The sequence below is a fragment of the Streptomyces sp. T39 genome, from assembly GCF_008042045.1.
Classification (GTDB): domain Bacteria; phylum Actinomycetota; class Actinomycetes; order Streptomycetales; family Streptomycetaceae; genus Streptomyces.
Window position 1 is genome coordinate 1 of the sequence record NZ_RDBP01000049.1, and the last position, 23,222, is coordinate 23,222.

At 72.5% G+C, this 23,222-nt stretch carries 21 protein-coding genes, 1 tRNA gene and 2 pseudogenes; 15 read left to right on the plus strand and 9 right to left on the minus strand.

Annotation, left to right across the window (positions count from 1 at the left end; translation table 11 throughout):
* Positions 1–281, plus strand: a pseudogene (locus EAO77_RS29890) (hypothetical protein); the annotation flags it as partial.
* A 261-nt stretch (positions 282–542) separates the two neighbouring features.
* Here EAO77_RS29890 and EAO77_RS29895 read toward each other — a convergent pair.
* From EAO77_RS29895 to EAO77_RS29910, 4 genes are all read right to left on the minus strand, one after another.
* Positions 543–956: a DUF4259 domain-containing protein gene (locus tag EAO77_RS29895; RefSeq protein WP_147991462.1), complete on the minus strand. Its 414-nt coding sequence runs from the start codon at positions 954–956 to the stop codon at positions 543–545.
* 172 nt (positions 957–1,128) lie between these two features.
* Positions 1,129–1,929: an ABC transporter permease gene (locus EAO77_RS29900; RefSeq protein ID WP_147991463.1), complete on the minus strand. Its 801-nt coding sequence runs from the start codon at positions 1,927–1,929 to the stop codon at positions 1,129–1,131.
* A gap of 5 nt (positions 1,930–1,934) precedes the next feature.
* On the minus strand, positions 1,935–2,774 hold the full coding sequence (locus EAO77_RS29905; RefSeq protein ID WP_261994191.1) for an ABC transporter permease: 840 nt from the start codon (positions 2,772–2,774) through the stop codon (positions 1,935–1,937).
* On the minus strand, positions 2,771–3,742 hold the full coding sequence (locus EAO77_RS29910; protein WP_147991464.1) for an ATP-binding cassette domain-containing protein: 972 nt from the start codon (positions 3,740–3,742) through the stop codon (positions 2,771–2,773). The genes EAO77_RS29905 and EAO77_RS29910 overlap by 4 nt, the downstream gene beginning before the upstream one ends.
* Positions 3,743–4,223: 481 nt before the next feature.
* Here EAO77_RS29910 and EAO77_RS29915 point away from each other — a divergent pair, with 481 nt between their 5' ends.
* The 6 genes from EAO77_RS29915 to EAO77_RS29940 all read left to right on the plus strand — a co-directional run bounded on the left by EAO77_RS29915 (position 4,224) and on the right by EAO77_RS29940 (position 9,463).
* A complete protein-coding gene (locus EAO77_RS29915; protein ID WP_147991465.1) occupies positions 4,224–5,126 on the plus strand; it encodes an ABC transporter ATP-binding protein in 903 nt (300 codons plus the stop codon).
* Positions 5,123–5,908, plus strand: a complete 786-nt coding sequence (locus tag EAO77_RS29920; protein ID WP_147991466.1) for an ABC transporter permease — start codon at positions 5,123–5,125, stop codon at positions 5,906–5,908. Before EAO77_RS29915 ends, EAO77_RS29920 begins: the two co-directional genes overlap by 4 nt.
* 26 nt (positions 5,909–5,934) lie before the next feature.
* Positions 5,935–7,233, plus strand: coding sequence for a sensor histidine kinase (locus EAO77_RS29925; protein WP_147991467.1), 1,299 nt, complete (start codon positions 5,935–5,937; stop codon positions 7,231–7,233).
* On the plus strand, positions 7,223–7,876 hold the full coding sequence (locus EAO77_RS29930; protein WP_147991468.1) for a response regulator: 654 nt from the start codon (positions 7,223–7,225) through the stop codon (positions 7,874–7,876). The genes EAO77_RS29925 and EAO77_RS29930 overlap by 11 nt, the downstream gene beginning before the upstream one ends.
* A gap of 259 nt (positions 7,877–8,135) precedes the next feature.
* Positions 8,136–8,762 (plus strand): DUF6000 family protein, encoded by a 627-nt coding sequence (locus tag EAO77_RS29935; RefSeq protein WP_147991469.1) that lies wholly within the window; start codon positions 8,136–8,138, stop codon positions 8,760–8,762.
* A 137-nt stretch (positions 8,763–8,899) separates the two neighbouring features.
* Positions 8,900–9,463, plus strand: coding sequence for an AAA family ATPase (locus EAO77_RS29940; protein ID WP_410088738.1), 564 nt, complete (start codon positions 8,900–8,902; stop codon positions 9,461–9,463).
* Positions 9,464–9,490: 27 nt separating this feature from the next.
* Here the strand turns inward: EAO77_RS29940 and EAO77_RS29945 are convergent, their stop codons facing one another.
* Positions 9,491–9,985, minus strand: coding sequence for a MerR family transcriptional regulator (locus tag EAO77_RS29945; protein ID WP_147991470.1), 495 nt, complete (start codon positions 9,983–9,985; stop codon positions 9,491–9,493).
* A 28-nt stretch (positions 9,986–10,013) separates the two neighbouring features.
* On the opposite strand from EAO77_RS29945, the gene EAO77_RS29950 reads away from it, so the two are divergent.
* On the plus strand, positions 10,014–10,790 hold the full coding sequence (locus EAO77_RS29950; protein WP_147991471.1) for a methyltransferase domain-containing protein: 777 nt from the start codon (positions 10,014–10,016) through the stop codon (positions 10,788–10,790).
* A gap of 177 nt (positions 10,791–10,967) precedes the next feature.
* On the opposite strand, the gene EAO77_RS29955 is transcribed toward EAO77_RS29950, so the two are convergent.
* Entirely contained in the window at positions 10,968–12,086 is a 1,119-nt protein-coding gene (locus EAO77_RS29955; RefSeq protein WP_147991472.1) for a fatty acid desaturase family protein, read from the minus strand.
* Between the two features lie 7 nt (positions 12,087–12,093).
* Complete coding sequence (locus tag EAO77_RS29960) at positions 12,094–13,149, minus strand: ferredoxin reductase (protein WP_261994193.1); 1,056 nt, start codon at positions 13,147–13,149, stop codon at positions 12,094–12,096.
* Between the two features lie 86 nt (positions 13,150–13,235).
* On the opposite strand from EAO77_RS29960, the gene EAO77_RS29965 reads away from it, so the two are divergent.
* Positions 13,236–14,375, plus strand: coding sequence for a PucR family transcriptional regulator (locus EAO77_RS29965; protein ID WP_147991473.1), 1,140 nt, complete (start codon positions 13,236–13,238; stop codon positions 14,373–14,375).
* Positions 14,376–14,487: 112 nt separating this feature from the next.
* Complete coding sequence (locus tag EAO77_RS29970; protein WP_147991474.1) at positions 14,488–14,826, plus strand: thioredoxin family protein; 339 nt, start codon at positions 14,488–14,490, stop codon at positions 14,824–14,826.
* Between the two features lie 152 nt (positions 14,827–14,978).
* On the opposite strand, the gene EAO77_RS29975 is transcribed toward EAO77_RS29970, so the two are convergent.
* Complete coding sequence (locus EAO77_RS29975; RefSeq protein WP_261994194.1) at positions 14,979–16,010, minus strand: hypothetical protein; 1,032 nt, start codon at positions 16,008–16,010, stop codon at positions 14,979–14,981.
* A gap of 398 nt (positions 16,011–16,408) precedes the next feature.
* On the opposite strand from EAO77_RS29975, the gene EAO77_RS29980 reads away from it, so the two are divergent.
* Both EAO77_RS29980 and EAO77_RS29985 read left to right on the plus strand, forming a co-directional pair.
* Positions 16,409–16,861 carry a hypothetical protein gene (locus EAO77_RS29980; protein WP_147991476.1) on the plus strand — a complete coding sequence of 151 codons (453 nt, stop codon included), beginning with the start codon at positions 16,409–16,411 and terminating at the stop codon, positions 16,859–16,861.
* Positions 16,862–17,096: 235 nt separating this feature from the next.
* Positions 17,097–17,615, plus strand: a complete 519-nt coding sequence (locus EAO77_RS29985) for a TspO/MBR family protein (RefSeq protein WP_261994195.1) — start codon at positions 17,097–17,099, stop codon at positions 17,613–17,615.
* A gap of 30 nt (positions 17,616–17,645) precedes the next feature.
* On the opposite strand, the gene EAO77_RS29990 is transcribed toward EAO77_RS29985, so the two are convergent.
* A complete protein-coding gene (locus EAO77_RS29990; protein ID WP_147991478.1) occupies positions 17,646–19,193 on the minus strand; it encodes an FAD-dependent oxidoreductase in 1,548 nt (515 codons plus the stop codon).
* A 364-nt stretch (positions 19,194–19,557) separates the two neighbouring features.
* Between EAO77_RS29990 and EAO77_RS29995 the strand changes: the two genes are divergently transcribed.
* The 3 genes and pseudogenes from EAO77_RS29995 to EAO77_RS40525 form a co-directional block, all read left to right on the plus strand.
* Positions 19,558–19,634, plus strand: a tRNA-Trp gene (locus tag EAO77_RS29995).
* Between the two features lie 459 nt (positions 19,635–20,093).
* On the plus strand, positions 20,094–21,320 hold the full coding sequence (locus EAO77_RS30000) for a cation:proton antiporter (protein ID WP_261994196.1): 1,227 nt from the start codon (positions 20,094–20,096) through the stop codon (positions 21,318–21,320).
* A 786-nt stretch (positions 21,321–22,106) separates the two neighbouring features.
* Positions 22,107–22,226 (plus strand): annotated as a pseudogene (locus tag EAO77_RS40525) (RING finger family 4 domain-containing protein); the annotation flags it as partial.
* Positions 22,227–23,222: the final 996 nt, after the last annotated feature.

A 23,222-nucleotide genomic window follows, 5' to 3' on the forward strand; every position in this document is an offset into this window, starting at 1 on the left:
CCGAGTTCGCCGACTGCGTTGCCCGGACCACGGCTCATCTCGAGAAGCAGCAGGCGAAGTACGTCGTCCTCGAGACCGGGGAGATCGTCTCGCTGACGGACGACGACCCGGCGGCGAGCGTGCGGCGTCTGGCGTCCGACGACATCCCCGACGCCGTCGCCCGGGCCGAGGCGGCGATCGCCGGCCGGAACGACGACTGGCTGGCAGCCGTCCGAGCCGACTGGCAGAAGCACTTCGCGTCCTTCTACAGCGAGGCGCTCTACTTCTCCTTCCCCGGCTGACGGGCCCGCGGCGTCGCGGCCGCCCGGCAGCAACTCCCCGCCGGGCGGCCGCGCTGCGACGCGTCGCGCCATGTCCGGGACCGCTTCGAAGGCGGTCTCCTCAACGACGAACTCCCGCTGAACGGCGGCACGACACCTGTCGCCGGACGCCGGGGAACGAGGTGGGGCGAGTCCTGCGGCAGGCCGGTGCCGTCGTCACATCGGAGCAGTCGGGAGGGAGCCCACGCCGGGTGTTGCATCCCGGCTGCGCACTCCTGCCTCTCATGCGCCGAGCTGCCCTTCGTCCTGAGCCGTCCGGCCCGGCGTCGTACGCCCGGCGGCTGCTTCGGCCAACTCGTCGAACGTACGGTTCAGCACCGACCGCCGGTCCTCCTTGAAGCCCGGCGTGGGCTCCAGACCGTCGATGGTCCGTTCCCAGACGTCCATGAAGGCTCTCTTCCATTCCTCGACCACCCCGGCCTCCGGCAGGTTGCCGTGTGCGTAGCCGGCCTGGGCGAGGACGCGCAGCAACTCCAGGTTGCACGGCACGGCGACACCCCAGTACTCGTCGGGTTCCACGACGACGGGATCGCCTGCCATGGCCTCGGCGACTTCGGTGACGAGCCGGTCGACGACCGCCGACAGGTGATCCAATGCCGTGTCGCTCTCGAAGTTCCCGCTGCCCCATGTGCCCACAAGGTCTCCTTCGACGGGTGCTGCCGTGTCTTCGGGTCATCGAACCAGTCCGGTGTGACAGTGCCGGCCCGACACCATGACGCCGTGACGAGGCGAGGGCGGGGGAGCGGCATGCCCCTCGTCCCGCCGGTGGAGCGGAGCGTCGTGCCCTTCGGCGGGCCCGGCGGCCCGCTCAGTGCCCGCTGCTCTCGTAGTGGCGGGACTGCCGCTCCCAGAAGCGGTACGCGGCGTACATCAGCAGGACACCGATGCCCGGAGCGCCCCAGGCGAGCCACTCCGGCACGGCGAGTTCCTCCTCCCGGTCCATCAGCACGGTCGCCGGCAGATAGGCGACGAAGGCCAGCGGGAAGACGAAGGTCAGCCCGAAGCCGGCCACCGGGCCGAAGATCTTCAGCGGGTAGTTGCCGAAGTCGCTGAAGATCATGTCGATGGCGAACTTGATGGGGGAGACCCTCTTCATCCTGAAGACCAGTGCGGAGGCCGCCAGTTGCAGCGAGCCTTCCACCAGCGCACCGCCCACCACCGCGAGCAGGAGGAAGCAGACGGCCCCCACCGACCAGTCGACCGGCGCGGCGGCCGAGGCGATGCACAGCAGAACCACCCCGCCCGCCAGGTCGCCGAGCGAGCTCAGCCGCACCCTGCGGGTGAGGAGCTGCACCAGAGGCGACACCGGACGCACGAGATAGCGGTCGTACTCTCCCTCGATGACGACCTCGTCGACATGGACCAGCTGGTGACCGGGGAGCAGCCACAGGCCGTGGGCGGTGAGCCTCATCCCGTAGAGGAACGCGATCTCCCCCAGTCCCCAGCCGCCGACCTGGCCGAAGCGGTCCAGGACCGCCCAGATGAAGGCCAGCCCCACGCCCTGGTAGAACAGCCCGCCGATGATGTTGATGAACAGGTTCCCCCGGTACTGGAACTCGGCGCGGAACGCCGCACCGGCCAGCAGCAGATAGACACGCGGACCTCGCATCGCCCCTAACCCCCCTGCGACATGACGCGGTGCCGGGCGCGCGACCAGACGAACGCGGCCAGTGCGCCGAGGCCGACGATCCACACCAGCTGGACGCCGAGGGCGGCCGCGATGCCGACGCCCTCCACCTCGCCCAGGTAGACGGCCGCCGGCGTGTACGCGGTGGCCTGGAAGGGCAGCCATTCCGCGGCCGCCCTGACCGGGCCCGGCATGAACCACAGCGGGACCAGGGCCCCGGAGAAGAACTGTGCGACGAAGCGGTAGGCCATGAGGGCGCCGCTCACCTCCAGGGTCCAGAAGGAGACCATGCCGAGCAGCAGCCCGAGCAACTGGTTCACGAGCAGTGCCCCGATCAGCGCCACGGGGTAGGCGAACCCCGCGGCCGCCGATGCGGGCGCCCGGCCCGCACCGATCAGCAGCGCGAACGGCAGCGCCACCACCAGGACCGGCACCGCGGCCGAGGCCCACCCGAGCTGGCCGGCGAGCATCTGCCCGGGAAAGCCGATGGGCCGCAGCAGGTCCACGGCGACCTTGCCCTCCCGCACCCGCTGGTCGATGGGCGAGGACCGCCACGGGCTGACGAGCTGGTACTGGAGCGTGGTCAGCGTCGCGTACGCCGTCATCGTGGTGAGGGTGAGTCCGTCCACCTCCTCACGGCCGTCGTAGAAGGCCCTCCACACCACCGTCAGCAGCCAGATCTGGAGGAGCATCATCACGAAGGACGACAGATAGGCCGTGCGGTAGGTGAGAGCGGCGCGGAACTCCATCCGGGCGCAGGCGAGATGGGCCCTCAGCCGCGTCCTGGGCAGCTGCTTCGGGGTGGCGCGGGCCGGCGGCGCGATCATCCGCGGTCCGCGTAGATCCGGTGGATGACGCTCTCCAGCTCGGGTTCCACGATCGACAGATCGGTCACCCGGTGCTCCGCCAGTACCGCGGCCACCAGCTCGGCGGGCGGTGTGCGGACGGGGTCGAAGCGCAGCCACACCTTGCCGCCCTCACGGCGGACGACCTCCGCACCCTCGACGCTCTCCAGCCGGTCGGTCTGCACCACGAGTTCGCGGTGCGGGGCGTAGCGGGTCTTCAGCTCGTCCACCGCGCCGTCGTAGGCGACCTTCCCGTGGTCGATGAGGATGATCCGCTCGCAGAGTTCCTCGACGTCGTCGAGGTCGTGGGTGGTGAGGACGACCGTGGTGCCCGACTCGCGGTTCAGGTCCCCGACGAAGGTGCGTATCCGCTCCTTGGCGATGACGTCGAGGCCGACGGTCGGCTCGTCCAGGTAGAGGATGTCCGGGTCGTAGAGCATCGCGGCGGCGAGGTCGCCGCGCATCCGCTGGCCGAGGGAGAGCTGGCGGACGGGGGTGTCGAGGAACGGGCCGAGGTCGAGCACCTCGCCGAACTGCCGCTGCTTCTCGCGGAACCGCGCCTGCGGCACGTCGTAGAGACGGCCGATCAGCCAGAGCGAGTCGCGCAGGGGCAGGTCCCACCAGAGCTGGCTGCGCTGGCCGAAGACCACGCCGATCCGGCGGGCGTTGCGGGACCGGTCACGCCAGGGCGTGGCGCCCGCCACCGTGACCGTGCCGGACGTGGGCACGAGGATGCCGGTGAGCATCTTGATGGTGGTGGACTTCCCCGCCCCGTTGGGACCGAGATAGCCGACCATCTCGCCCTGCCGGACCTCGAAGTTCACGCCGTCGACCGCACGCTTGACGGTCTGCTCCCGTGTCAGCAGCGTGCGGATGCCCGCGAAGGCCCCCTCCTGCCGTTTCGGTCGCCTGAACTCCTTGACGAGGTCAGCCACCTCGATGACGGGCATGTGTGCCTTTCCGGAGCGGGCGGGGCCTTGTGGGGCCTGGTCGAGCAGAGAGTGTGCACACGGAGGCTTGGTCTAGTCCAATCAATTTCCGTGAGGCGGCGCAGCCCAGCCCTTCGGCGAGGGTCCGGAGCCGCCACGGGCCTCGGCGGGTCCGCGGGCTCGGGAGACGCATGGTCCGCCGCCGCGCTCGCGTCGGCGCTTCTTCCTTGCGCGTCCTGAGGCCGCCGGGAGGACCCGACGGGGCAGCCCCGACGACCGCTTCGCCCCGCGGGAAGCCGGGGCGAGGGGGGCTGCGCCCCGCGTCGAGCCGCAGACGGACGCCGGCGGAGGCGGGCCCCGGCTCTCGCTGAGGGAACCCCGAGGCGACGTCAGGGTCGTAAGGGTTGTGCGGTGGAGGGCGTAGGGGAGTCAGCCGATCGGCTGCCCTCATGCGAGCGCGACGGGTGATGTACCGGCCCGCCCGTCCCGGCACCGTGGGGGCATGGCTCTCATCGAAGTGAACGACCTGCGCAAGAGCTACGGCGGACGCCCCGTCGTGGACGGCGTCTCCCTCGCGGTGGAGGAGGGAGAGATCTTCGGGGTCCTCGGCTCCAACGGCGCCGGCAAGACCACCACCGTCGAGTCCGTCATGGGACTGCGCGTTCCCGACGCCGGCACGATCCGCGTGTGCGGGCTGGACCCGGTCGCCGACCGCGCGCGGATGACACGCGTCGTGGGAGCACAGCTCCAGGAGAGCGAGCTGCCGGGCAAGCTCACCGTCGCCGAGACACTCCGGCTGTACGCCGCCTGCTACCCCGACCCCGCCGACTGGCGCACCCTGGCCGCGCGCCTCGGCCTGGAGGAGAAGCTCGACACTCGTTTCGCGCGGCTGTCCGGCGGCCAGAAGCAGCGGCTGGCCATCGCGCTCGCCCTGGTCGGCACCCCTCGGATCGTCCTCCTGGACGAGCTGACGACCGGCCTCGACCCGGCGGCGCGGCGCGAGGTGTGGTCGCTGATCGAGGACGTCCGGGCGAGCGGCGTCACCATCCTCCTCGTCACGCACTTCATGGAGGAGGCACAGCGGCTGTGCGACCGGGTCGCGGTCTTCGACCGGGGGAGGATCGCCGCACTGGACACCCCGTCCGGTCTGGTGGCGCGGTCCGCGGGCGGAACCGTCATCTCCTTCACTCCCTCCCGCCCGCTGGAGGAAGACGCCCTCGCCGCCCTGCCGGGCCTCGCCTCCGTTGCCCACCACAAGGGAAGGATCACCCTCGCCGGAACCGACGAGACCGTCAACGCGGTGATCGGCCTGCTCGTCCGCGACCGGGTGAGCGCCCACCAGTTGCGCGTCACCGACTCCACCCTCGACGACGCGTTCCTCGACCTGACGGGAGCCGGAGCATGAGCGCCGCCACCACACCTCCGGCACCTTCCCCCACCACCGCGCCACGACCCGGGCGGGCCGTGCTGCGCGCCGAACTGCTCCTGTTCGTCCGCGAGCCGGGCTCGGTGTTCTGGGTCATGGCCTTCCCCACGCTGCTGCTGGTGATTCTCGGCCTCATTCCGTCCATGACGGAGCCCAAGGACGAGATCGGGGGCCTGTCCACCGTCGAGGCCTATGTGCCGGTCGCCGTGCTCCTTTCGACGATCATGGCCGGTCTGATGGCGATGCCTCCCGTGATCGCCGGCTACCGCGAGCGCGGCATCCTGCGCCGGATGTCCATCACCCCCGTGCGCCCCACCGCCGTTCTCGGTGCTCAGGCGGGACTGCACGCCGCCGCCTCGCTGGTCTCCGCTGCGCTGACCCTCGCGGTGGGCCGCCTCGTCTCCGACGTCGCCCTGCCGGGCCAGGTCGCGGGCTACCTGCTGACGCTGCTGCTGGCGGTGGTGTGCGTGCTGGCGCTCGGCGCGCTGATCTCCGCACTGTCCTCCACCGCGAAGACGGCCCAGGCCGTCGGTCTCTCCGTGTTCTTCCCTGCGATGCTCGCAGCCGGCGTCTACATGCCCGTCCAGCAGATGCCCGACCTGATGGCCGGCATCGTGGAGGCGCTGCCCTTCGGCGCCGCCGCCCAGGCCCTGAACCAGGCCGCCGCCGGTGACTGGCCGGACGGGATCCACCTCGGCGTGCTGGCACTGTGGACGCTGGCGCTGTCGGCGTCCGCCGCGCGCTGGTTCCGCTGGGAGTGACGAACGTGTCACGTGCGCCGGGTGCCATGGCCGACACTGAGGGCGTGGCACCCCACGCCTTCCCCCCGGTCACCGAGTCGCAGGCCGCGCACCGGACGCCGCCGCGGTTGCTCCTGCGCTTCGGCCCTCCCGTCCTCCTCGGCGTCGGACTGGCGCTCTCCGCCGCGACCTCGTCCCTGATGGGCATGGACCGCGCCGACTGGCTGGCGGCGGGGACGCTCGCCGTCGCGGCGCTCGTCCTGCAGCTGTGGTGGGACCGGGTGGCCCGCAGCCGTCCCGGCCCCGGTGCGGCCGGCGCCGCGTACTACGCACTGCGCTCGGCCCTGGCGTTCGGCCTGGCCTGGATCAACCCGTTCTGCGGCTTCTACGCCGCGGTCGGATGCTTCGACACCGAGCGTCTGGTGCCCCGCCGCTGGGTACCCCTCGGCCTGCTGGCCACCGCCGTGACGATCGCCGGCGCGCAGATCGGGGGTCTGCCGCCCGGCGACACGGGGAGCTGGGTGTTCTACTGCATGCTGGTCGCCACCAATACCGGCATCTTCCTGACGGCCCGGCAGGATGCGGAGAAGGAGGACGACCGCGCCCGCAAGCGGCTGGCGACCATCCGCGAGCTGGAGCACACCAACGTCGCTCTGGAGCGGGCCCTGGGGGAGAACGCCGCCCTGCACGACCAACTCCTGCTCCAGGCGCGGGAGGCCGGGATCGCCGACGAGCGCCGCCGGCTCGCGGCGGAGATCCACGACACCGTCGCCCAGGACCTGACCGGCGTCATCACCCAGCTCCAGGTCGTCACCGACACCCGGGAACTGGACGCGGCCCGCGCCCACGCCGAGCGAGCCCTGCAACTGGCCCGCCACAGCCTCGGCGAGGCACGCCGGGCCGTCGCCAACCTCGCGCCCGTCGCGCTGGCCGAGGACGACCTGCCCGAGGCGTTGAAGAAGACCGTTGTCCGCTGGTCCGAACGCACCGGTGTGCACGCCGAGTTCACCCTCACCGGCTCCGACGGTCCGCTGCACGAGGAGGTGCAGGCGACGCTGCTGCGCATCGCGGCGGAGGCGCTGTCCAACACGGCACGCCACGCCAGGGCCACCAGGGTCGGCGTGACCCTGTCCTACATGGGCGAGGAGGTCGTGCTCGACGTGTGCGACGACGGCCTCGGCTTCGACCCGTCCGCCCTGCCGGAGCGCGACACCGCGTCCGGATTCGGTCTGGAGGGCATGCGTGCCCGCGCGGAGCGGCTGGCGGGGGAACTGACCGTGGAATCGGAGCCGGGACTGGGCACCGCCGTGTCCGCACACGTACCGTCGGTGCCCTGTGAACGCTGAGAACGACGGGCCGATCACCCTGCTGATCGTCGACGACCACCCGGTGGTGCGCGACGGTCTGCGCGGCATGCTGGAGCCCGCGGACGGCTTCACCGTGCTCGGAGAGGCGTCCGGCGGCACGGAAGCGGTGGAGATGACGCTGCGCATGGACCCGGACGTCGTCCTGATGGACCTGCGCATGCCGGCCGGCAGCGGCGTGGAGGCCATCGCCGAGCTGACCCGGCGTGGCGCACGGGCCCGCGTGCTGGTGCTCACCACCTACGACACCGACTCCGACACCCTTCCCGCGATCGAGGCCGGGGCGACGGGTTACCTGCTGAAGGACGCGCTGCGCGACGAGCTGCTCGCGGCCATCCGGGCGGCGGCGGAGGGGCGCACCGTGCTGTCCCCGGCCGTCGCCTCCCGCCTGGTCACGGCGGTACGCCGCCCCGCCGCGCCGCCGGTCGACGACACGCTCTCCGCCCGGGAGCTGCAGGTGCTGGAGCACGTGGCGCGCGGCGCGTCGAACCGGGAGGTCGCTCGTGGGCTGTTCATCAGCGAGGCGACGGTCAAGAAGCACCTGACCCACATCTACGAGAAGTGGGACGTGAGGGACCGGGCCGCGGCGGTGGCGGCCGCGTACGAGCGGGGCATCCTCGGCTGACGGCTGACGGCTGACGGCTGACGGCTGACGGCTGACGGCTGACGGCTGACGGCTGGCGCCTGGCGGCTGGCGGCTGACGCGTCGACGTGGTCGGCGTGTCGCTGGATCCCGCTGGCGCAGGGACCGGCGAAGGGCCGGGAAGCGTGCCGGCCCCCGCGCCGCGCTTCGACGCCCCCGTGACGGGGCCACGTTCGGCGGGTGACCGAGGCGACGGAGAAAACCGCTGGTGAAGCGGCCACACCCGGGACAGGATGCGGCCATGCGTTACCCCGCCGATGACCCTGAACTGCACGCCGTCGTCCGCCGCTTCGTCACGCCCGGCAGGCGCTACCTCAAACTCGGCGGCCCGCTCGCACGCATGCCCGAGCCCGAACGCACCACGTTCCTCAGGGACCTCGGCGAGGCCGCAGCCGCCATCACGCCCCCCGAGCTCGCCCTGTTGCTCGAAGGCGGCTGGCGCGAACGCAGGACCGCAGCCTGGCTCATCGCCGTCGCACGACGAACCGAGTTCCGCGAACTCCTCGGCGAGATGCTGCTCGCCAGCGAAGTCGGCTTCGCCGGCACGGCGTACTGCGTCACCTTCGCCACGTTCGCGACCGACGCCGACGCGGACCTGCTGGCCGCCTACCTCGATCGCTACCTGCGACGCCCCGACCTCTACTACGACCAGCCGGCCGCCATGGGCGCGCTCCTCCACCTCGACGACGGACTCGGCGCCGGTCGGGCAGCGCGATTCCTGACCCCCGACGGACTCTGGCAGCAGTGGATGGACGGTCCGCCCCGCAAACGGCACCACACCACGCCGGACAACTATCGGCAGGCCGTCAGGGAGCTCTGTGCCTTGGTGGACGAGAGTGCCCGGCACCGCCCCGGCGAGAAACGATGACATCGCTCCCGAGGCACCGACCCGCCGCACGGCTCCGCCCGCCGCACGCCTCCGCAGCTCGCACGGCTCCACTCCTCGCACGGCTCCGGGAATCCGCCCCCCGAGGGGCGCCGGCCCTCGCTATCGTGCCGGGTGTGGTGGGAACCGACGTCACGGATGCGGTGGGAACCGAAGACACGCGCCTGATCGTGGTCCGCGGCAACAGCGCGTCGGGCAAGTCGTCCGTCGCGGCCCGCCTGCGCGAGACGTTCGGCCGCAACCTCGCGATCGTCGGCCAGGACAACCTGCGCAGGACCGTGCTGCGCGAACACGACCGGCCCGGTGCCGCGAACATCGGCCTGATCGACCTCACCGCGCGCTACGCCCTGGAGAACGGCTTCCACGTCGTCCTGGAGGGCATCCTGTACGCCGACCGCTACGGCACGATGCTTCAGGAACTCGTGCGCGCGCACCGCGGCGTCTCCCGCTGCTACTACCTCGACGTGCCCTTCGCGGAGACGGTGCTCCGGCACGCGACGAAGCACGATGCCGCATACCTCCGGCAGGTCACCGAGGAGCACCTGCGCGACTGGTACCGGGAGAGGGACCTGCTGCCCGGCGCCCTGGAGACCGTCATCGATGCCGCCGCCACGCTGGACGACACGGTGCAGCGGATCCTGCGCGAGAGCGGCCTGGACGGAGTGCTCCCGATCGACCGCTGACGAGGTCGACACATCGGCGTCCGGGCCTCAGGGAAGAAAGCCCCGTGACCGCTGCCGTGTCCCTGCACGCGCGGCCCGCGGCGGCACCTGCGGGACGTCCCCGCCGCCGGCCGTCATCCGCTCCGTCACCATCCGGCGGAAGGTGGGGCAGGTGTCGAGGTCCTCGTGGGGGCAGTCGATCGCACAGTCCAGGAGGTCGAGCGCGGCCTGTGCGGCGGCGATCCGCGCCCGGAGCGCCTGCGCCTCCGTCCGCAGCACCTCCCGGCGGTCCCGGGTGTCGTCCGCCGGGTCGACGAGCCTGCGGATGGTCTCCAGACCGAGTCCCGCCTCCTTGGCGCGCAGGATCACGGCCACCCTGGCCGCGTCCTCGTCGCCGTAGCGGCGGCGTCCTGCCGTGTCCCGCTCCGGTCCCAGCAGGCCCTTGGACTCCCAGTGCCGCAGGACGTGCGTCGCCAGCCCGAACCGTCGCGCCAGTGCGCCGATGCCCATCGGCGCGTCCGCGCCGGTGCCGCTTGACTTCATGTCGGCATTAAGCCGGACGCTTGCGGGCATGGACAACCACTTCGCCGGGACGACCGGTGACCTCACGCCCCCGCCGGCGCTGCTGACCGTGCTCGACACCCTGGACCGTCTGCCGGAAGCCGTGCGGCTGCGCGAACGCGGCTACGGCCTGCTGGCCGCCGCCCGCGGCGCTCGCGTCGTGGACGCGGGGTGCGGCGGCGGCCTGGCCGTAGCCGAACTGATCGCCCGCGGGGTCGCGGCGGAGGGAGCCGACCTCGACACGGACATGGTGGCGACGGCTCGTGCACGCGTCCCCGCGGGCACGTTCCACGTCGCCGACGTGCGCCGCCTGCCCTACGAGGACGGCGAGGTCGACGGGTACCGGGCGGACAAGCTCCTGCACTCCCTGCCGGAACCGGCCGCGGCGCTCGCCGAGGCCCGCCGGGTGCTCGCACCCGGCGGGCGGGCCGTGCTCGTCGGCCAGGACTGGGACACCGCCGTCGTCGACTGCGACGACGGGTGCCTGGCACGCGCCGTCGTCGCGGCCCGTGCCGATCTGCTGCCCAGCCCGCGCGCGGCGCGCGCCCACCGGGCCCTGCTGCTGGACGCGGGCTTCACGGACGTGGTGGCCGAGGTGCACACCGCCGTCCTCACCGCACCGGCGCTGGTCCCCCTCGCCACCGGCCTGGCCGGCGCCGCTCTGGCCGCCGGCGCCATCGGCGAAGCGGACGCCGAGCGCTGGACCGCCGAGCAGCACCGACGCGCCGCGGCGGACCGGTTCTTCATGGCCGTGCCGTTCTTCCTGACGGCCGGAACCCGCCGCTGAGGACGCCGAAGGCGCCCCCCCCGCGGGACCTGGTGTCGCGGGGGCGACGCGGATCCGTGTCCGGGGCGCTCGGCCGGCCCGCGGCCTCCGGGCCGCGGTGGATCACCCTCCGCGACCGATCCCACCGGGCCCGGTGGTGCCCCGGTGCGGCCCGAGGACCCGAACCCCCACCGGGAATCAGGCCGCGACGAGCTCCTGCTCACGGTCCGGCGTCCGGACCTCGGCCTTCCTGTTCGGCAGCGAGAGCCGGACGACCTTGTGCCACGCGGAGAACACCTGCTTGGGCAGCGGCCCGGTGACGTACTCCAGCTCGTACTTCTCGAACAGCGCGCGCACCTTCACCGCGACCTCGGCGTACCGGTTGCTCGGCAGGTCCGGGAACAGGTGGTGCTCGATCTGGTGCGACAGGTTGCCGGTCATGAAGTGCATGGCCTTGCTGCCGCTGATGTTCGCCGAGCCCATCATCTGGCGCAGGTACCACTGGCCGCGCGTCTCGCCCTTGATCGACCTGCGCTCGAAGACCTGCACGCCCTCGGGGAAGTGCCCGCACATGATCACGGAATGGGACCAGATGTTGCGGACCAGGTTCGCGGTGAACGTGGCGGCGAGCGTGCTGAGGAACGACGGGCCCGACAGCAGCGGATGGACCACGTAGTCCTTGAGCACCTGCTTGCGGATCTTGCGGCCCACGGCCCTGGCCCGCGCGCGGAACTCCGGGTTGTTGCGGCGGCGCCTGTGCAGGTTCTTGCCGAGCTCCAGGTCGTAGGCTGCGATGCCGTACTCGAAGAAGCAGGCGTTGAGGAAGTTCCACAGCGGCTGGCCGAGGTGGAACGGGTGCCACTTCTGGTCCTCGTCGACGCGCATGATGCCGTAGCCGAGGTCGTTGTCCTTGCCGATCACGTTGGTGTACGTGTGGTGCAGCTCGTTGTGCGAGTGCTTCCACTGGTCGGAGGGCGAGACGTGGTCCCACTCCCAGGTGGTGGAGTGGATCTTCGGGTCTCGCATCCAGTCCCACTGGCCGTGCAGGACGTTGTGGCCGATCTCCATGTTGTCCATGATCTTCGCCACGGACAGACCGGCGGTGCCGAGCAGCCATGCGGGCGGGAAGAACGAGAACAGCAGCACACCCCTGCTGACCAGCTCGAGCTTGCGCTGCGCCGCGATCACCTTGCGGATGTAGGCGGCGTCCTTCTCGCCGCGGTCGGCGATCACCTCGTCGCGGATCGCGTCCAGCTCGCGGCCGAGCTCCTCGATCTGCTCCGCGGTCAGGTGGGCGGTGGGGTCGATGGCGGTCAAGGTGCTCCTACCGTTCGATGTCGCAGGGGCCCGCCGCGGCGGACACGCAGGTCTGGATGAGGACGCCCGGCTCGGCCTCGGTGATCTCACCGGTGCGCAGGTCGCGGACGGCGCCCGCCTTGAGCGGAGTGACGCAGCCGAAGCAGATGCCCATGCGGCACCCGGATGGCATGAGCACGCCGGCATCCTCGCCGACGTCCAGCAACGGCGTGGCGCCGTCGGCGTCGACGGTCCTGCCGGTGGTGCTGAACGTGACCTCGCCGCCGGCGCCGGCGACGACGACGCCGGGGCGGAAGCGTTCGGTGTGCAGGCGCCCTTGCAGGCCGTGCCGGCTCCAGTGCTCTTCGGCGGCGTCGAGCAGGCCCGCGGGCCCGCAGGCCCAGGTCTCGCGCTCGGCCCAGTCGGGCACGAGTGCGTCGAGACGGGCGATGTCGAGCATGCCGTCCGTGGCGGTGTGCACCTCGGTGAGCCGCAGCTTCCCGTCCGCGACCAGGTCGTGCAGTTCGTCGCGGAAGATCACGTCCTGCGGCCGTGGCGCGCAGTGGACCATGACGACGTCGTCGAACACGGTGTCGCGCAGCATGCCCATCACGGGCGTGATGCCGCTGCCGGCCGTCAGGTAGAGCACCTTGGCGGGCTTGGCCTGCGGCAGCACGAAATCACCGGTCGCCTGGTCGAGCTGGACCAGCGTGCCCGGTTTCGCCCTGCGGACCAGGTGGTTGCTGACCTTGCCGTCCGGGATCGCCTTCACGGTGATCGTGACGCGGCCGTCCCGGCGGTCCGCCGGTGAGGTGACCGAGTAGGCACGCCACAGGCGCACCCCGTCGACGTCGACCCCGATCCGCACGTACTGACCGGCTGTGTGGCCGCGCCAGCCCCGTCCCGGCCTGATCACGATGGTCGCGGCGTCCTGCGTCTCGGGGTGCACGGCCTCGATGCGCCCCCGCAGGTCGGCGCCCGCACGCAGCGGGCTGACCAGGTCGAGGTAGTCCGACGGCAGCAGGGGCGTCGTGACCATCTCCAGCAGTTTCCACGCCCTGCTGCGCAGGGCTGTACTCGTCATGACTCCAGCTTGCTGCGCCTCAAGGCGTAAAGTCCTGACCGCAGGACGTGAATCTGATCGCCCGAATTGTTCGCAGGGAACAAAAAATGAGTCATGCAATCCAGAGGGCCAGCGAACTGGCCCTCGATGAGACGACGGTCACCGCACTTCGGGCCGAGCTGAAGACCACCGCCGACGAGGTCGTCCAGGCGATCATCGACGAGGTCCCTCCCTACGCCAACGCCCTGTCGGGCCACATGGGCGCCACCATCCGCCGAGCCGTCCGCACCGCGCTGGGGCACTACCTGGACCTCGCGAGCGGGAACGCCACGGGCGGCGACGGCGGTGACGCGGCCTACGAACTGGGCCGCGGCGAGGTCCGCGACGGCCGTTCCATGGACGCCCTGCTCAGCGCCTACCGCGTCGGCGCCCGCGTGGCCTGGCGATGCCTGGCAGCGGGTGCCGTACCCGCAGGTCTGCCCGCCGCCGAGGTCGCCAAGTTCGCCGAGCTGACCTTCGCCTACATCGACGAGCTCTCCGCCGCGAGCGCCGCGGGCCACGCCGACGAACTGGCCGCCCGGGGCAGGGCCCACGAGCGCCACCTGGAGCAACTGGCCCGCGACCTCCTCGCGGGCGCGAGCCCGGACGTACTGCTGGCCTCCGTCCAGCGCGCCGGCTGGCAGCCCCCGGTCTCGCTGACCGCGGTCCTGCTGCCGGCCGCCCAGGCCTGGCCCGCCTACCGCGTGCTCGACCCGAGCACCCTCGTCCTCGACGATCTGCCGGACGCCACCGGTGTGCTGCTCGTCCCCGATGCGGACCGATCACATCTCCTGCGGCAGCTGACCGACCGCACCGCCGTGGTCGGCCCGGCCCGGCCATGGACGCGTGCGTCCGCCTCCTACGCGCGAGCCGTACGCGCGCGCTCCCTCTCCTGCGGGATTCGCGACACCGAGGACCACCTGCCCGCACTGGTGCTGAGCGCCGACGCGGAGGCGTTCGCGGACCTGCGTGCCCGAGCTCTCGCACCGCTGCGGACCCTGCCCGCCGCGACCGCGCGGCGACTGGAGGAGACGCTGCGGGCGTGGCTGCTGCACCAGGGCAGGCGGGAGGAGGTGGCGGCGGAGCTGTTCGTCCATCCCCAGACGGTCCGGTACCGGATGACGCAGCTGCGGGAACTGTTTCCGGACCTCGCATCGCCGCACCGCGTCCTCGAACTGACGCTGGCGGTCGGTCTTCCGGTCGGTTGACGGGCCGCTGGGCCCGGGAAGGCGGCTTTTCTGTCGTCATGGAGGGCGCTGTTCCGGCACGAGCCCGAGGGATGATGGGGAGGGAACAACGGACGTCAGGTCAGGAGCTGCCATGGTGAAGCGGGTTCACCGACCCCGTGAGGACGCGGAGTTCGATTTCATCCTCCGGATGAGCAGAGTTCCGGTCCTCGCCTGCTTCACCGGGACATGGCCCAAGGCGGTCGAGCCCTGCCGGGAGATGGACCTCGTCGTGGGTGGCGTCGCCGACGACTACGCGGGCCGCCTGACGGTCGTCCGCGCCGACATCACGCGGTGCCCGGCCGCAACCGAGCGATACGGGATCACCGGAGCCCCGTCCTGCGTCCTGCTGAAGGAGGGAGAGGCGGTGGCACACGGCACCGGGCCCATGACGAGCCCCGAGGTACGGGAATTCCTGGACGGCCACCTCTGAGCGACCGCTGCGGCACGTGACCGTGACGCCCGTCAGGTCTCGCCTGCGGGAGCTGCGCCCCCCCCGGGACGCCTTGGGGCCGAGACACCCTCACACGTCGCACAGTGCCGTCCGGCGTGCAACCCCTCGATTCACCACCGCAGCCCGGTTGCTCAGAACAGGGAGTCCCAGAGGGCCGTTTCCGGGTCGGGTTGTTCAGGGTGGAGCATGCAGCGTCTGCAGCGCAGGAGCCCTGGTTCACCGGCACCGGAGGCGGCGTTCATCCACGGCAGGGTCTGCATGGCCCGTGCGCGCTCGTCGTCGGCGAGGGTGTCGACAGTCCGGCGGAGGTCCTCGGGTGCGGATCGGTCGGTGAGGCAGAGCCAGCCGACCGCCGCCGCCAGGCGCGCTTCGGCGGCCTCCGCCCGGTCGTTCCACCGTTCGCGCAACCACGCGAGGGCCGGCGGGTGCGGGTGGGCCCGGGTGATCTCGGCGGTGGCCAGGAGCAGGGCCGCGCGGACCATGGCGTCACCTTCGGCGGCCGATCCGGTGGTCAGAGCGGTCCGGATGACGCGGTCGGGGTCGGCCGCGGTCGCCAGGGCGTAGGCGGCGTCGACGCGGACCGTGGGGTCGGAGTCCGCCAGGAGGGGCAGCAGCGCGGAGCTGTGCGTGGTGATCGCGGCTCGGGCGGCGGCCACCGACCAGCCGGCCGGGTAGCCGGTCACCTCGTAGCCGTAGTCGTCGTGGCTGTCGGCGGCGTCGCGCCGGGGGTCGTTGCGGTGGAGGAGGAACTCCTCGCGGGAGGCGACGCCGTGGTGCCGGGCACGGGCGGGCCCGGAGAGTACGGCGAGGGCGGCGGCGCGGTGTGGGTGGTGGGGGTCGATGGCCAACGGGACGAGGAACGGCACGGCGAGGGCGGCGGCGGCCCGGCTGTCGTCGGCGCACAGGCCCCCCAGCACCCGCGTCGCGTCCGCGCCCGTTTCGCCGCCGTCACGCAGCGACCGAACGGCGTCTCGGGCCTCGTTCCCATGGGGGAAGTTGCCCCATGGGACGGCATCGAGGTCCGGGCCCCGACGGGATGCGGGCAGTATGCCGGCCACCACCGCCCGCACGTCGAACGGGCCGCCCGAGTACGAGGCCAGAGCCGCCCCGTCCACCACGTCCCGGCACATCGCGAACGTCGGATCGGTCCGCCAGTCCGTCACACCGTCACCCCCACCGCCGAACCTTCGTGACGTGATCATGCCGGTTCCGGCGGCCCACCGGAAGCAAGGCGGCGGTCACGGTCCCGGCACACGCGGCACCAACACTTCCCGGCGCCGCCGGGGAGCGTCCCAGCGGGCGAACATGCTGCCGTTTCACCTGGTCGAGCGGGTTTGGTGCCCTCGTCTTTTCGGCTCGTCCGCAGAGGGCATGCCAGTGATGCGCGGCACGATCACACCCCCATCACTTGCCGCAGTCGCCCCGCCGATGCCGCCCCGTACGGGGCGAGGCGGGCCTGCGCTGCTCCGCACGGCCGTTCCGGGGACGGCACAACGCCGCGCCCGCCCCCGTCTTTCATCGGCCGCAGCGGGCAGCGCCGCGGCGACAGAAGGAGCATCACATGGCACCCATCACCCAGATCCGGGCACACGTCCAGACCGCAGACGTCGGCGGAGCCGGCAGCGACAGCTGGATCTACCTCGGCGTGGGCGGCAGGGAGTTCCTGCTGGACCTCCAGGGCCGCAGCGACACCGGGCGCGCGGCGGACGACATCTACTACTTCGGCGAGGGCACCAACGCCGACAACGCGGAGTACAACGACCCCCGAGCACCCCAACTGGACACCGACGACCTGATCCACTTCCCCGTCTACCTGCGGATGGAGACCTCGGGCAGCGAACCGCCCTGGTGCATCGAGTGGGTCTCGGTGACCGTCAATCCCGAAGGCCGCGACGCCCGCCGCTACACCCACCCCAGCCTGCGCCCCCACAGCGAGACCGGTCGCATCTGGCTGGACGACAGGTCCGGAAAGGCCCTGTACCTGCGGCCCTCCGGCGGCCTCCACGACGACTGAACCGGCACGACACCGCCCAGGCGCCGGCGCCCTGAGGTCCTGGACGTCGGGGTCAGGCAGTGAACAGCGGGGCGGGCGCTTCCCCCGGGCGACGACGGGGGAGGGCCCGCCCCGCCACATCCGGGGGTGGACCGACCCGAGGCAACGTCGTCTCCCGCTCGGCATGGTTGCGCGGCCACCGGGCACCCGGCCGTCATCCGCGCCGGTACGGCGCGTGCCACGCTGGGAGGAAACGGTGACCGACACCGCGCACCGAACACCCCGCCGTCCGCGCCACGCCTCGCGGTGGCCGCTGCTGCTCCTGCTGCTCCTGCTGCTCGGCCTGTGCTACGCCGTGGCGGCCGTGGGTGCCGTTGCCACGGGCGATGCCGGCAGTACCTACGAGTCGCTGGACCGTCCCGCCTGGGCCCCGCCCCCATGGCTGTTCGGTCCCGTCTGGACCGTGCTCTACGCGACCATCGCCTTCTCGTTCTGGCTGGTGCTCCGTCGCTGCCCGCTCAGGGACGTGCGTCCCGAAGCCTTCGCGTGGAGCGCCCAGCTCGCCTTCAACCTCGCGTGGACCCCCCTGTTCTTCGCCGCGGGGCAGTACGGTCTCGCGTTCCTCGACATCTGCTTCCTTCTCGCCGCACTCGGAGCGACGATCGTTCTCTTCCGGCGCCGCAGCACAACGGCATCCCTCCTGCTCGCGCCCTACGCCCTGTGGGCCGTCTACGCCGCGGCGCTGAATCTCGCCATCTGGCAGCTCAACACCTGATCGCAGGTGCCCCACCCGACAGCGGGGCGGTCATGCATCGAGGGACGGGTCCCGCTTCTCCAACGGGCGGACCGCAGGGCCTTGCAGCACCGTGCCGTCCACGCCGAACCGGGATCCGTGGCAGGGGCACTCCCACGCGACCTCGGCCTCGTTGAAGGCAACCAGGCAGCCGAGGTGGGTACACCGCGCCGACACCGCGCTCACGGTGCCGTCGGGGGCGCGGTAGACCGCGCAGGGGCGGCCGTCGACGCGGACCACCGTGCCCGTGCCCGGCGCAACGTCCTCCGCGCCGCCCGCGGACCCGGTCCTCAGCCGATCGCCGACGAAGTGCTTGGCAACCTCGGCCTGCTGGCGGAGGAGTGAGGGCGCCTGCTTGAGCGTGCTCGCCATGCGGCACGGGTCGTGCAGCCGCGTCCACGGCAGTTCCTCGCCTGCACCGGTCACCAGGGACGCGAGCAGCCGCCCGGCGAGGACTCCACCGGTCATGCCCCAGCCGCCGAAGCCGGTGGCCACCCAGGTGTGCCGGGCGCCGGGATGGAATGCTCCGATCAACGGAACGGTGTCGCTCGGGTCGTTGTCCTGGGCTGCCCACCGGTAGGCGGTGGCCTCCACCGGGAAACGTTCGTGCATCCACGAGTCCAGCCGACGGAAGGCGGCGTGCGGGTCCCCGGTCCCGGGCGTGAAGCTCTCTCCCGTCACGACGAGCAGCCGGCGTCCCGCGTCGAGTGGGGCGGAGCGCACCGAGCGCTTTCCCTCGTCCTCGGTGATGTACATGCCGCGCGGCGCCTCGTGCTCGGCGATCGGCGCGGCGACCACGAGTTCGCGGCGCGGTGACATCCGGGCGAACAGCAGAGCGCGGTCGAAGACGGGGTAGTGCGTCGCGACGACCACGTCACGGGCCACGACCTGCGACCCGTCCTCCGTGGTCACCCGGCACGGTGACCCCTCCGACAGATCCGTCACCCGGCTCCTCTCGAAGACGCGCACCCCCCGCGCGGTGAGTTCCCGGACCAGGGCCAGCAGGTACTTGCGCGGGTGGAACTGCAGTTGGTCGGCGAGCCGGACGGCGCCGGCCTTCGCGAACGACAGCTCCGTCGCCGCCACGTACTCCGCGGGGAGCCCCGCGTCGGCAGCGGCACGGGCCTCGGCCTCGAGCCCGGGGCGCGATGCGGGTTCCGTGCCGTATGCGTAGGCGTCGGCCCGCTCCAGATCGCAGTCGATGGACAGTTCCTCCACCACGGAGGCGAGACGTTCCACCGCGTCGCGCTGGGCGGCCGCGTAGAGCCGCGCCGCGTCCCTGCCGTGAGTCCGGGCGAGGTTCCCGTAGACGAGGGAGTGCAGAGCGGAGACCTTCGCCGTGGTGTGCCCGGTGACGCCCGCGGCCACGCGGTCCGCCTCCAGCACCACGACGCTCCGCCCGGATCCGACCAGCTCCCAGGCGGTGCTCAGCCCGGCGATGCCGGCGCCCACGACGACCACGTCCGCCGTGGTGGTCCCGCGCAGGGGCGGAAAGGAGGTCTCCGGGGTGCTGAGCATCCAGTAGGAGCCCGCCTGGCCGGGGAGCGAGGGAACGGTCATGAGGGCCTCCGCGAATCGGTCCCGGGACACTGTGCTCGGCGGGTGCCCGGCCGCAGGCATTCCACACGCTCCGGCCGGCGCGGCCGCGTCGCGCACGGGCGCCTGCACCCGCGGCGCCGGGGTCACCCGGGGGCGGGACGGCTGAGGTGCTCCCACGGCCGGTACTGCTCGGCTCGGGCCCGTCCAGGGCGCCCGTCGTGGCCGACGACGCCGTCCCTTCCGTACCCACCGGCCGCACCGTGCTGCGGCACGCTGTCCGCGCCGCGGGACAGCGGGGCGTACCCGACGGGCCACGGTGCCGGCGCCGCGCCGAAATTCACGTGGCATTGCCTCCCGCCACTGTGGGAAGCTTCTCGCACACCGAAGGGGTGTAGCTCAGATGGCCAGAGCGCCGGTCTCCAAAACCGGATGTCGCAGGTTCGACTCCTGTCACCTCTGCCATGCCGGGCCTTCGCACCTCGCCGGTCCACACCATGCTCCACAACCCGGGCCCACTCGCCGGTGACGCCTGCAAGGACGCAAGCGGGAGACGGACGAGCGTTTCCCGCGTCAGCGTCAAGCAGGCCGCCGAGCGGCCACGCGCTGCCGTCGCCGTGTCCTGACGTTCGCGCTCGGGCACGGCGTCGCATCCGGGGAACGAGGTGCGGAGGCGCACGGCCGAAGACGACAACGACCCCGGGGCACCAGGGGAGTCCGGTCTGTGACACATGGCTGATCCAGAATGTCAGGCGGTCATCGACCGGTGCCTGCTTCCGTGCGTCCGGCGCAAACCGGTATGGCCCGCGCACCTCGTGCAGGGCCGTTCGGGGGCGGGCGGCGCGGCCGTCGGCGTGCTCCCGGGAGGCGATACGCCTGCGGCACTACCGTGCCTGCGTCAGCCGCTCCCCTCCGAAAGCACCGATGCCGTTGCTCGCCGTCACCGTCATCACGGCCGTGCTGCTCGCCTGGTGCGTCCTGTCGCACCGGCTCGCGCGCTGGAGCATCACCGCACCGATCGCCATGGTCGCCGCCGGGATCGCTCTCACCAGCGGCTCGGACCCGGCCCTCGTCTTCGACTTCGGCGACATGGCCGGGTTCGAGCACGCGGTCGAAGTCGTCCTCGCCCTGCTGCTCTTCGTCGACGCGACCGAGGTCCCCTCGGGGGCCATCCGACGCCAGCGCCGCGTCGTGGTCCGCCTCCTCGGCGGTGCGCTGCCCCTGACCCTGGCCGCCGCCTTCCTGACCGCGCTTGCCTTCTTCCCCGACCGGCCCGGCTGGGTCCTGGCCGTGCTGGCCACCGTCGTCGTCCCGCTCGACCTGGCACCCACCGCCGCGGTGGTGCGCGACCACCGCATCCCGGCCCGGCTCCGCGAGGTGCTCAACGTCGAGGGCGGCCTCAACGACGGCATCGTCTCACCGGTGTTCCTGCTCTGCGTGGCCGCCGCCGCGGAGGTCCACACGGCAGGCGACGACTACGCCGAGGCGGTCCTCGACGCCGTCGGCGCGGCGGCCTGGGCGCTCGGCGCCGGATCGCTCGTCGGCTACGGGGCCGGGTGGCTGCTCCGCCGGTCCTGGGCGAAGGGCTGGGCGCAGCCGGCGGCGATGCGTCTGGGCGTGCTGAGCGTGCCCGTCGCCGCCTACACCCTGTCGTCCGCCCTGGGCGGCAACGGCTTCGTGGCCTCCTTCGTGGCCGGTGTGTGCATCGCGCCCGCGATGCGGCACATGCCGGAGAACGCCGTGGAGATGACCGACGACCTGGTCACCCTCCTCACGCTCGCCCTCTGGTTCCTCTTCGGGCAGATCGTCACCGACGAGTTCTGGGACGGCTTCCACCTCTCGGTCGTCCTCTACGCCCTCCTCGCCGTCAGCCTGGTACGGATCGTGCCCGTCCTGCTCGTGCTCATCGGCACGGACCTGCCCCTGAGCGACCGGCTGTTCCTCGGCTGGATGGGGCCCAGGGGAGTGACCTCGGTGGTCTTCGGGCTGCTCGCCGCCCTGGAACTGCGCGGCGGGAGCGGGGGCGACTTCATCTCCCGCGTCATGGTCATCACCGTCCTGGTCAGCATCGTCCTCCACGGCCTCAGCAGCGAACCCCTGGCCCGCCGCTACGCCCGCAACCGCCGCGCCACACCGGCGCCGACCGCCTGACGGCCTGCCCGGCCTCTGACGTGCCCGCCGGCCGACCTGGCGTCCGTGCCGGGCTGAGCCGCACCCAGTTCCGGGCCGCCCCCGAGCGCGCCGGTCGCCACCACCACGTCGCGCAGATCGAGGGGCTCGACGTCCGCGACGACGTCGCCGATGCGCCGTTGCTGAACGGGGAGGTCCCCACGGCGGCGCGGCGAACCATCCGACGCCGGGACCGCGCTGCCGGAAATACGGATGATCGTCGGGCGGGCCGGGTGCTACGTTCACCCTGCGCGGGGCGGCTCCCGAGTGTGCTTCCTTCTCATACTCTTCTGATGAATCAGCGTGCTCACTTCCCGCCCCGCGCATCACCCGGCTGTCCGGGAGGGGGAGAGAACCAGCGTGTCCCGCAGCAGAACCGCCCACACCACGGCCATCACCGAGCCGGCGCGCCCGCGCAGCCTCGCCACCGTGCTGCTGACGCGGCGCGGCGCTGTCTACCTGCCCGCCCCCGGTGCCGGGGCGAACCCCGCGGGGGAGACCGGCGCGGCCCTGATCGAGGCCGATCTCGTGCAGCGCGGCTACCTCGTGTCGACCGGCCTGCGACGGGCGTTCGCCGCCGTCGACGCCCGCACCCTCGGGGACGCGGGCCGGGCTCTGCTCGCCGCCGTCGACCGTGACCTCGGCGCGCACCGCGACCATGTGCCGCTCCTGCGGGGATTTCCGGACACGGTGCCGGAGGACACGTACCGGCACTACGTCGAGCGGGTCCTCGGCATCCTGTTCCAGCAACCCCATCAGCCCTGCGTGGTGTGCGGCACGGAGGGCTCCGTCGTCCCGGTCTCGCCCTGCGCGCACCTCGTCTGCGGGGCGTGCTTCGACGGCGCGGACTTCTCCGCCTGCCCCGTGTGCGAGCGCCGCATCGACCCCGCCGACCCTTTCCTGCGCCCCGCACCGCCGCGCCGGCGCCTGTTCCGGCGCGCCGCCGAGGCGCCGCAGCGGCTGCGGCTGCTCTCCCACGGCGGAGACCTGACGGCATGTCGGGCGGACGCCGCGCTCGAACTCGACGCCCTGCTGGTGCGCACCGGCGCGCTCTCGCCGCAGGACGCCGACGACCTCGACGCCCTGCTGGCCGCCCGCTCCCGCGACGACCTCGACCGTCTTCCTTCGCGGGTTCCGGGGAGGGAGACCAAGGCCCGCCTGGTGTCCTGGCTCCTCGACGCGCCCGGTACGGACCCCGCCCACCCCTGCGTCGCCGCGGCAGCGGCCCGGATCGACACCGCCACCGATGTGCTGCGTGTCCTGGTGCTGCGCTCCGGGGGCGACCCCGGGCTCGTCGACATTCCCCGCTTCTGCCGGACCCCCCGGCCGCTGCGGCGCGTGCTGCTGTCCGTCCTCGACACCCTGGACCCCGCACAGGCTGCCGAGGACATGCGACGGTACCGGCGCGCCTGGATCCACGCCGCGGAGCGTCTCCACCCCTTCGAGCAGGCGGACCGCTTCCCCCGGGCCGCCCTGGCCTTCGCCGCCCTGCGCGGCACCCCGCTGACCGACGACGGCCTGTCCGCCGTCCTGCGTCGCACGGCGGCAGAGCACGGCGGCATCGACGCGACGGGCGCGTCGGTGACGGCGCACCGGTGGAGCGGCCGCGTCGAAGCAGCCCTGGCCGCCCGCGACGTCGACGGCGCGCTCGCTCTGCTCAGGAGCCGTCCCGGTGAGCTGGTGCGCCGCGTCGACCATCTGCTGCGTCTCGCGGTCGAAGCCGACCGGTCGGACGCCGACCGGTCCGACGCCGACCGGTCCGACGCCGACCGGTCCGATGCTCACCTGCGCGGCGCCGACCGGCCCGGCGCGGAGGCGGGCGCCCGGCGCGCGCGGGCGGTCGTCCGCGCGCTGGAGCACGCCGCGACCTCGGTCGCGCCCGCC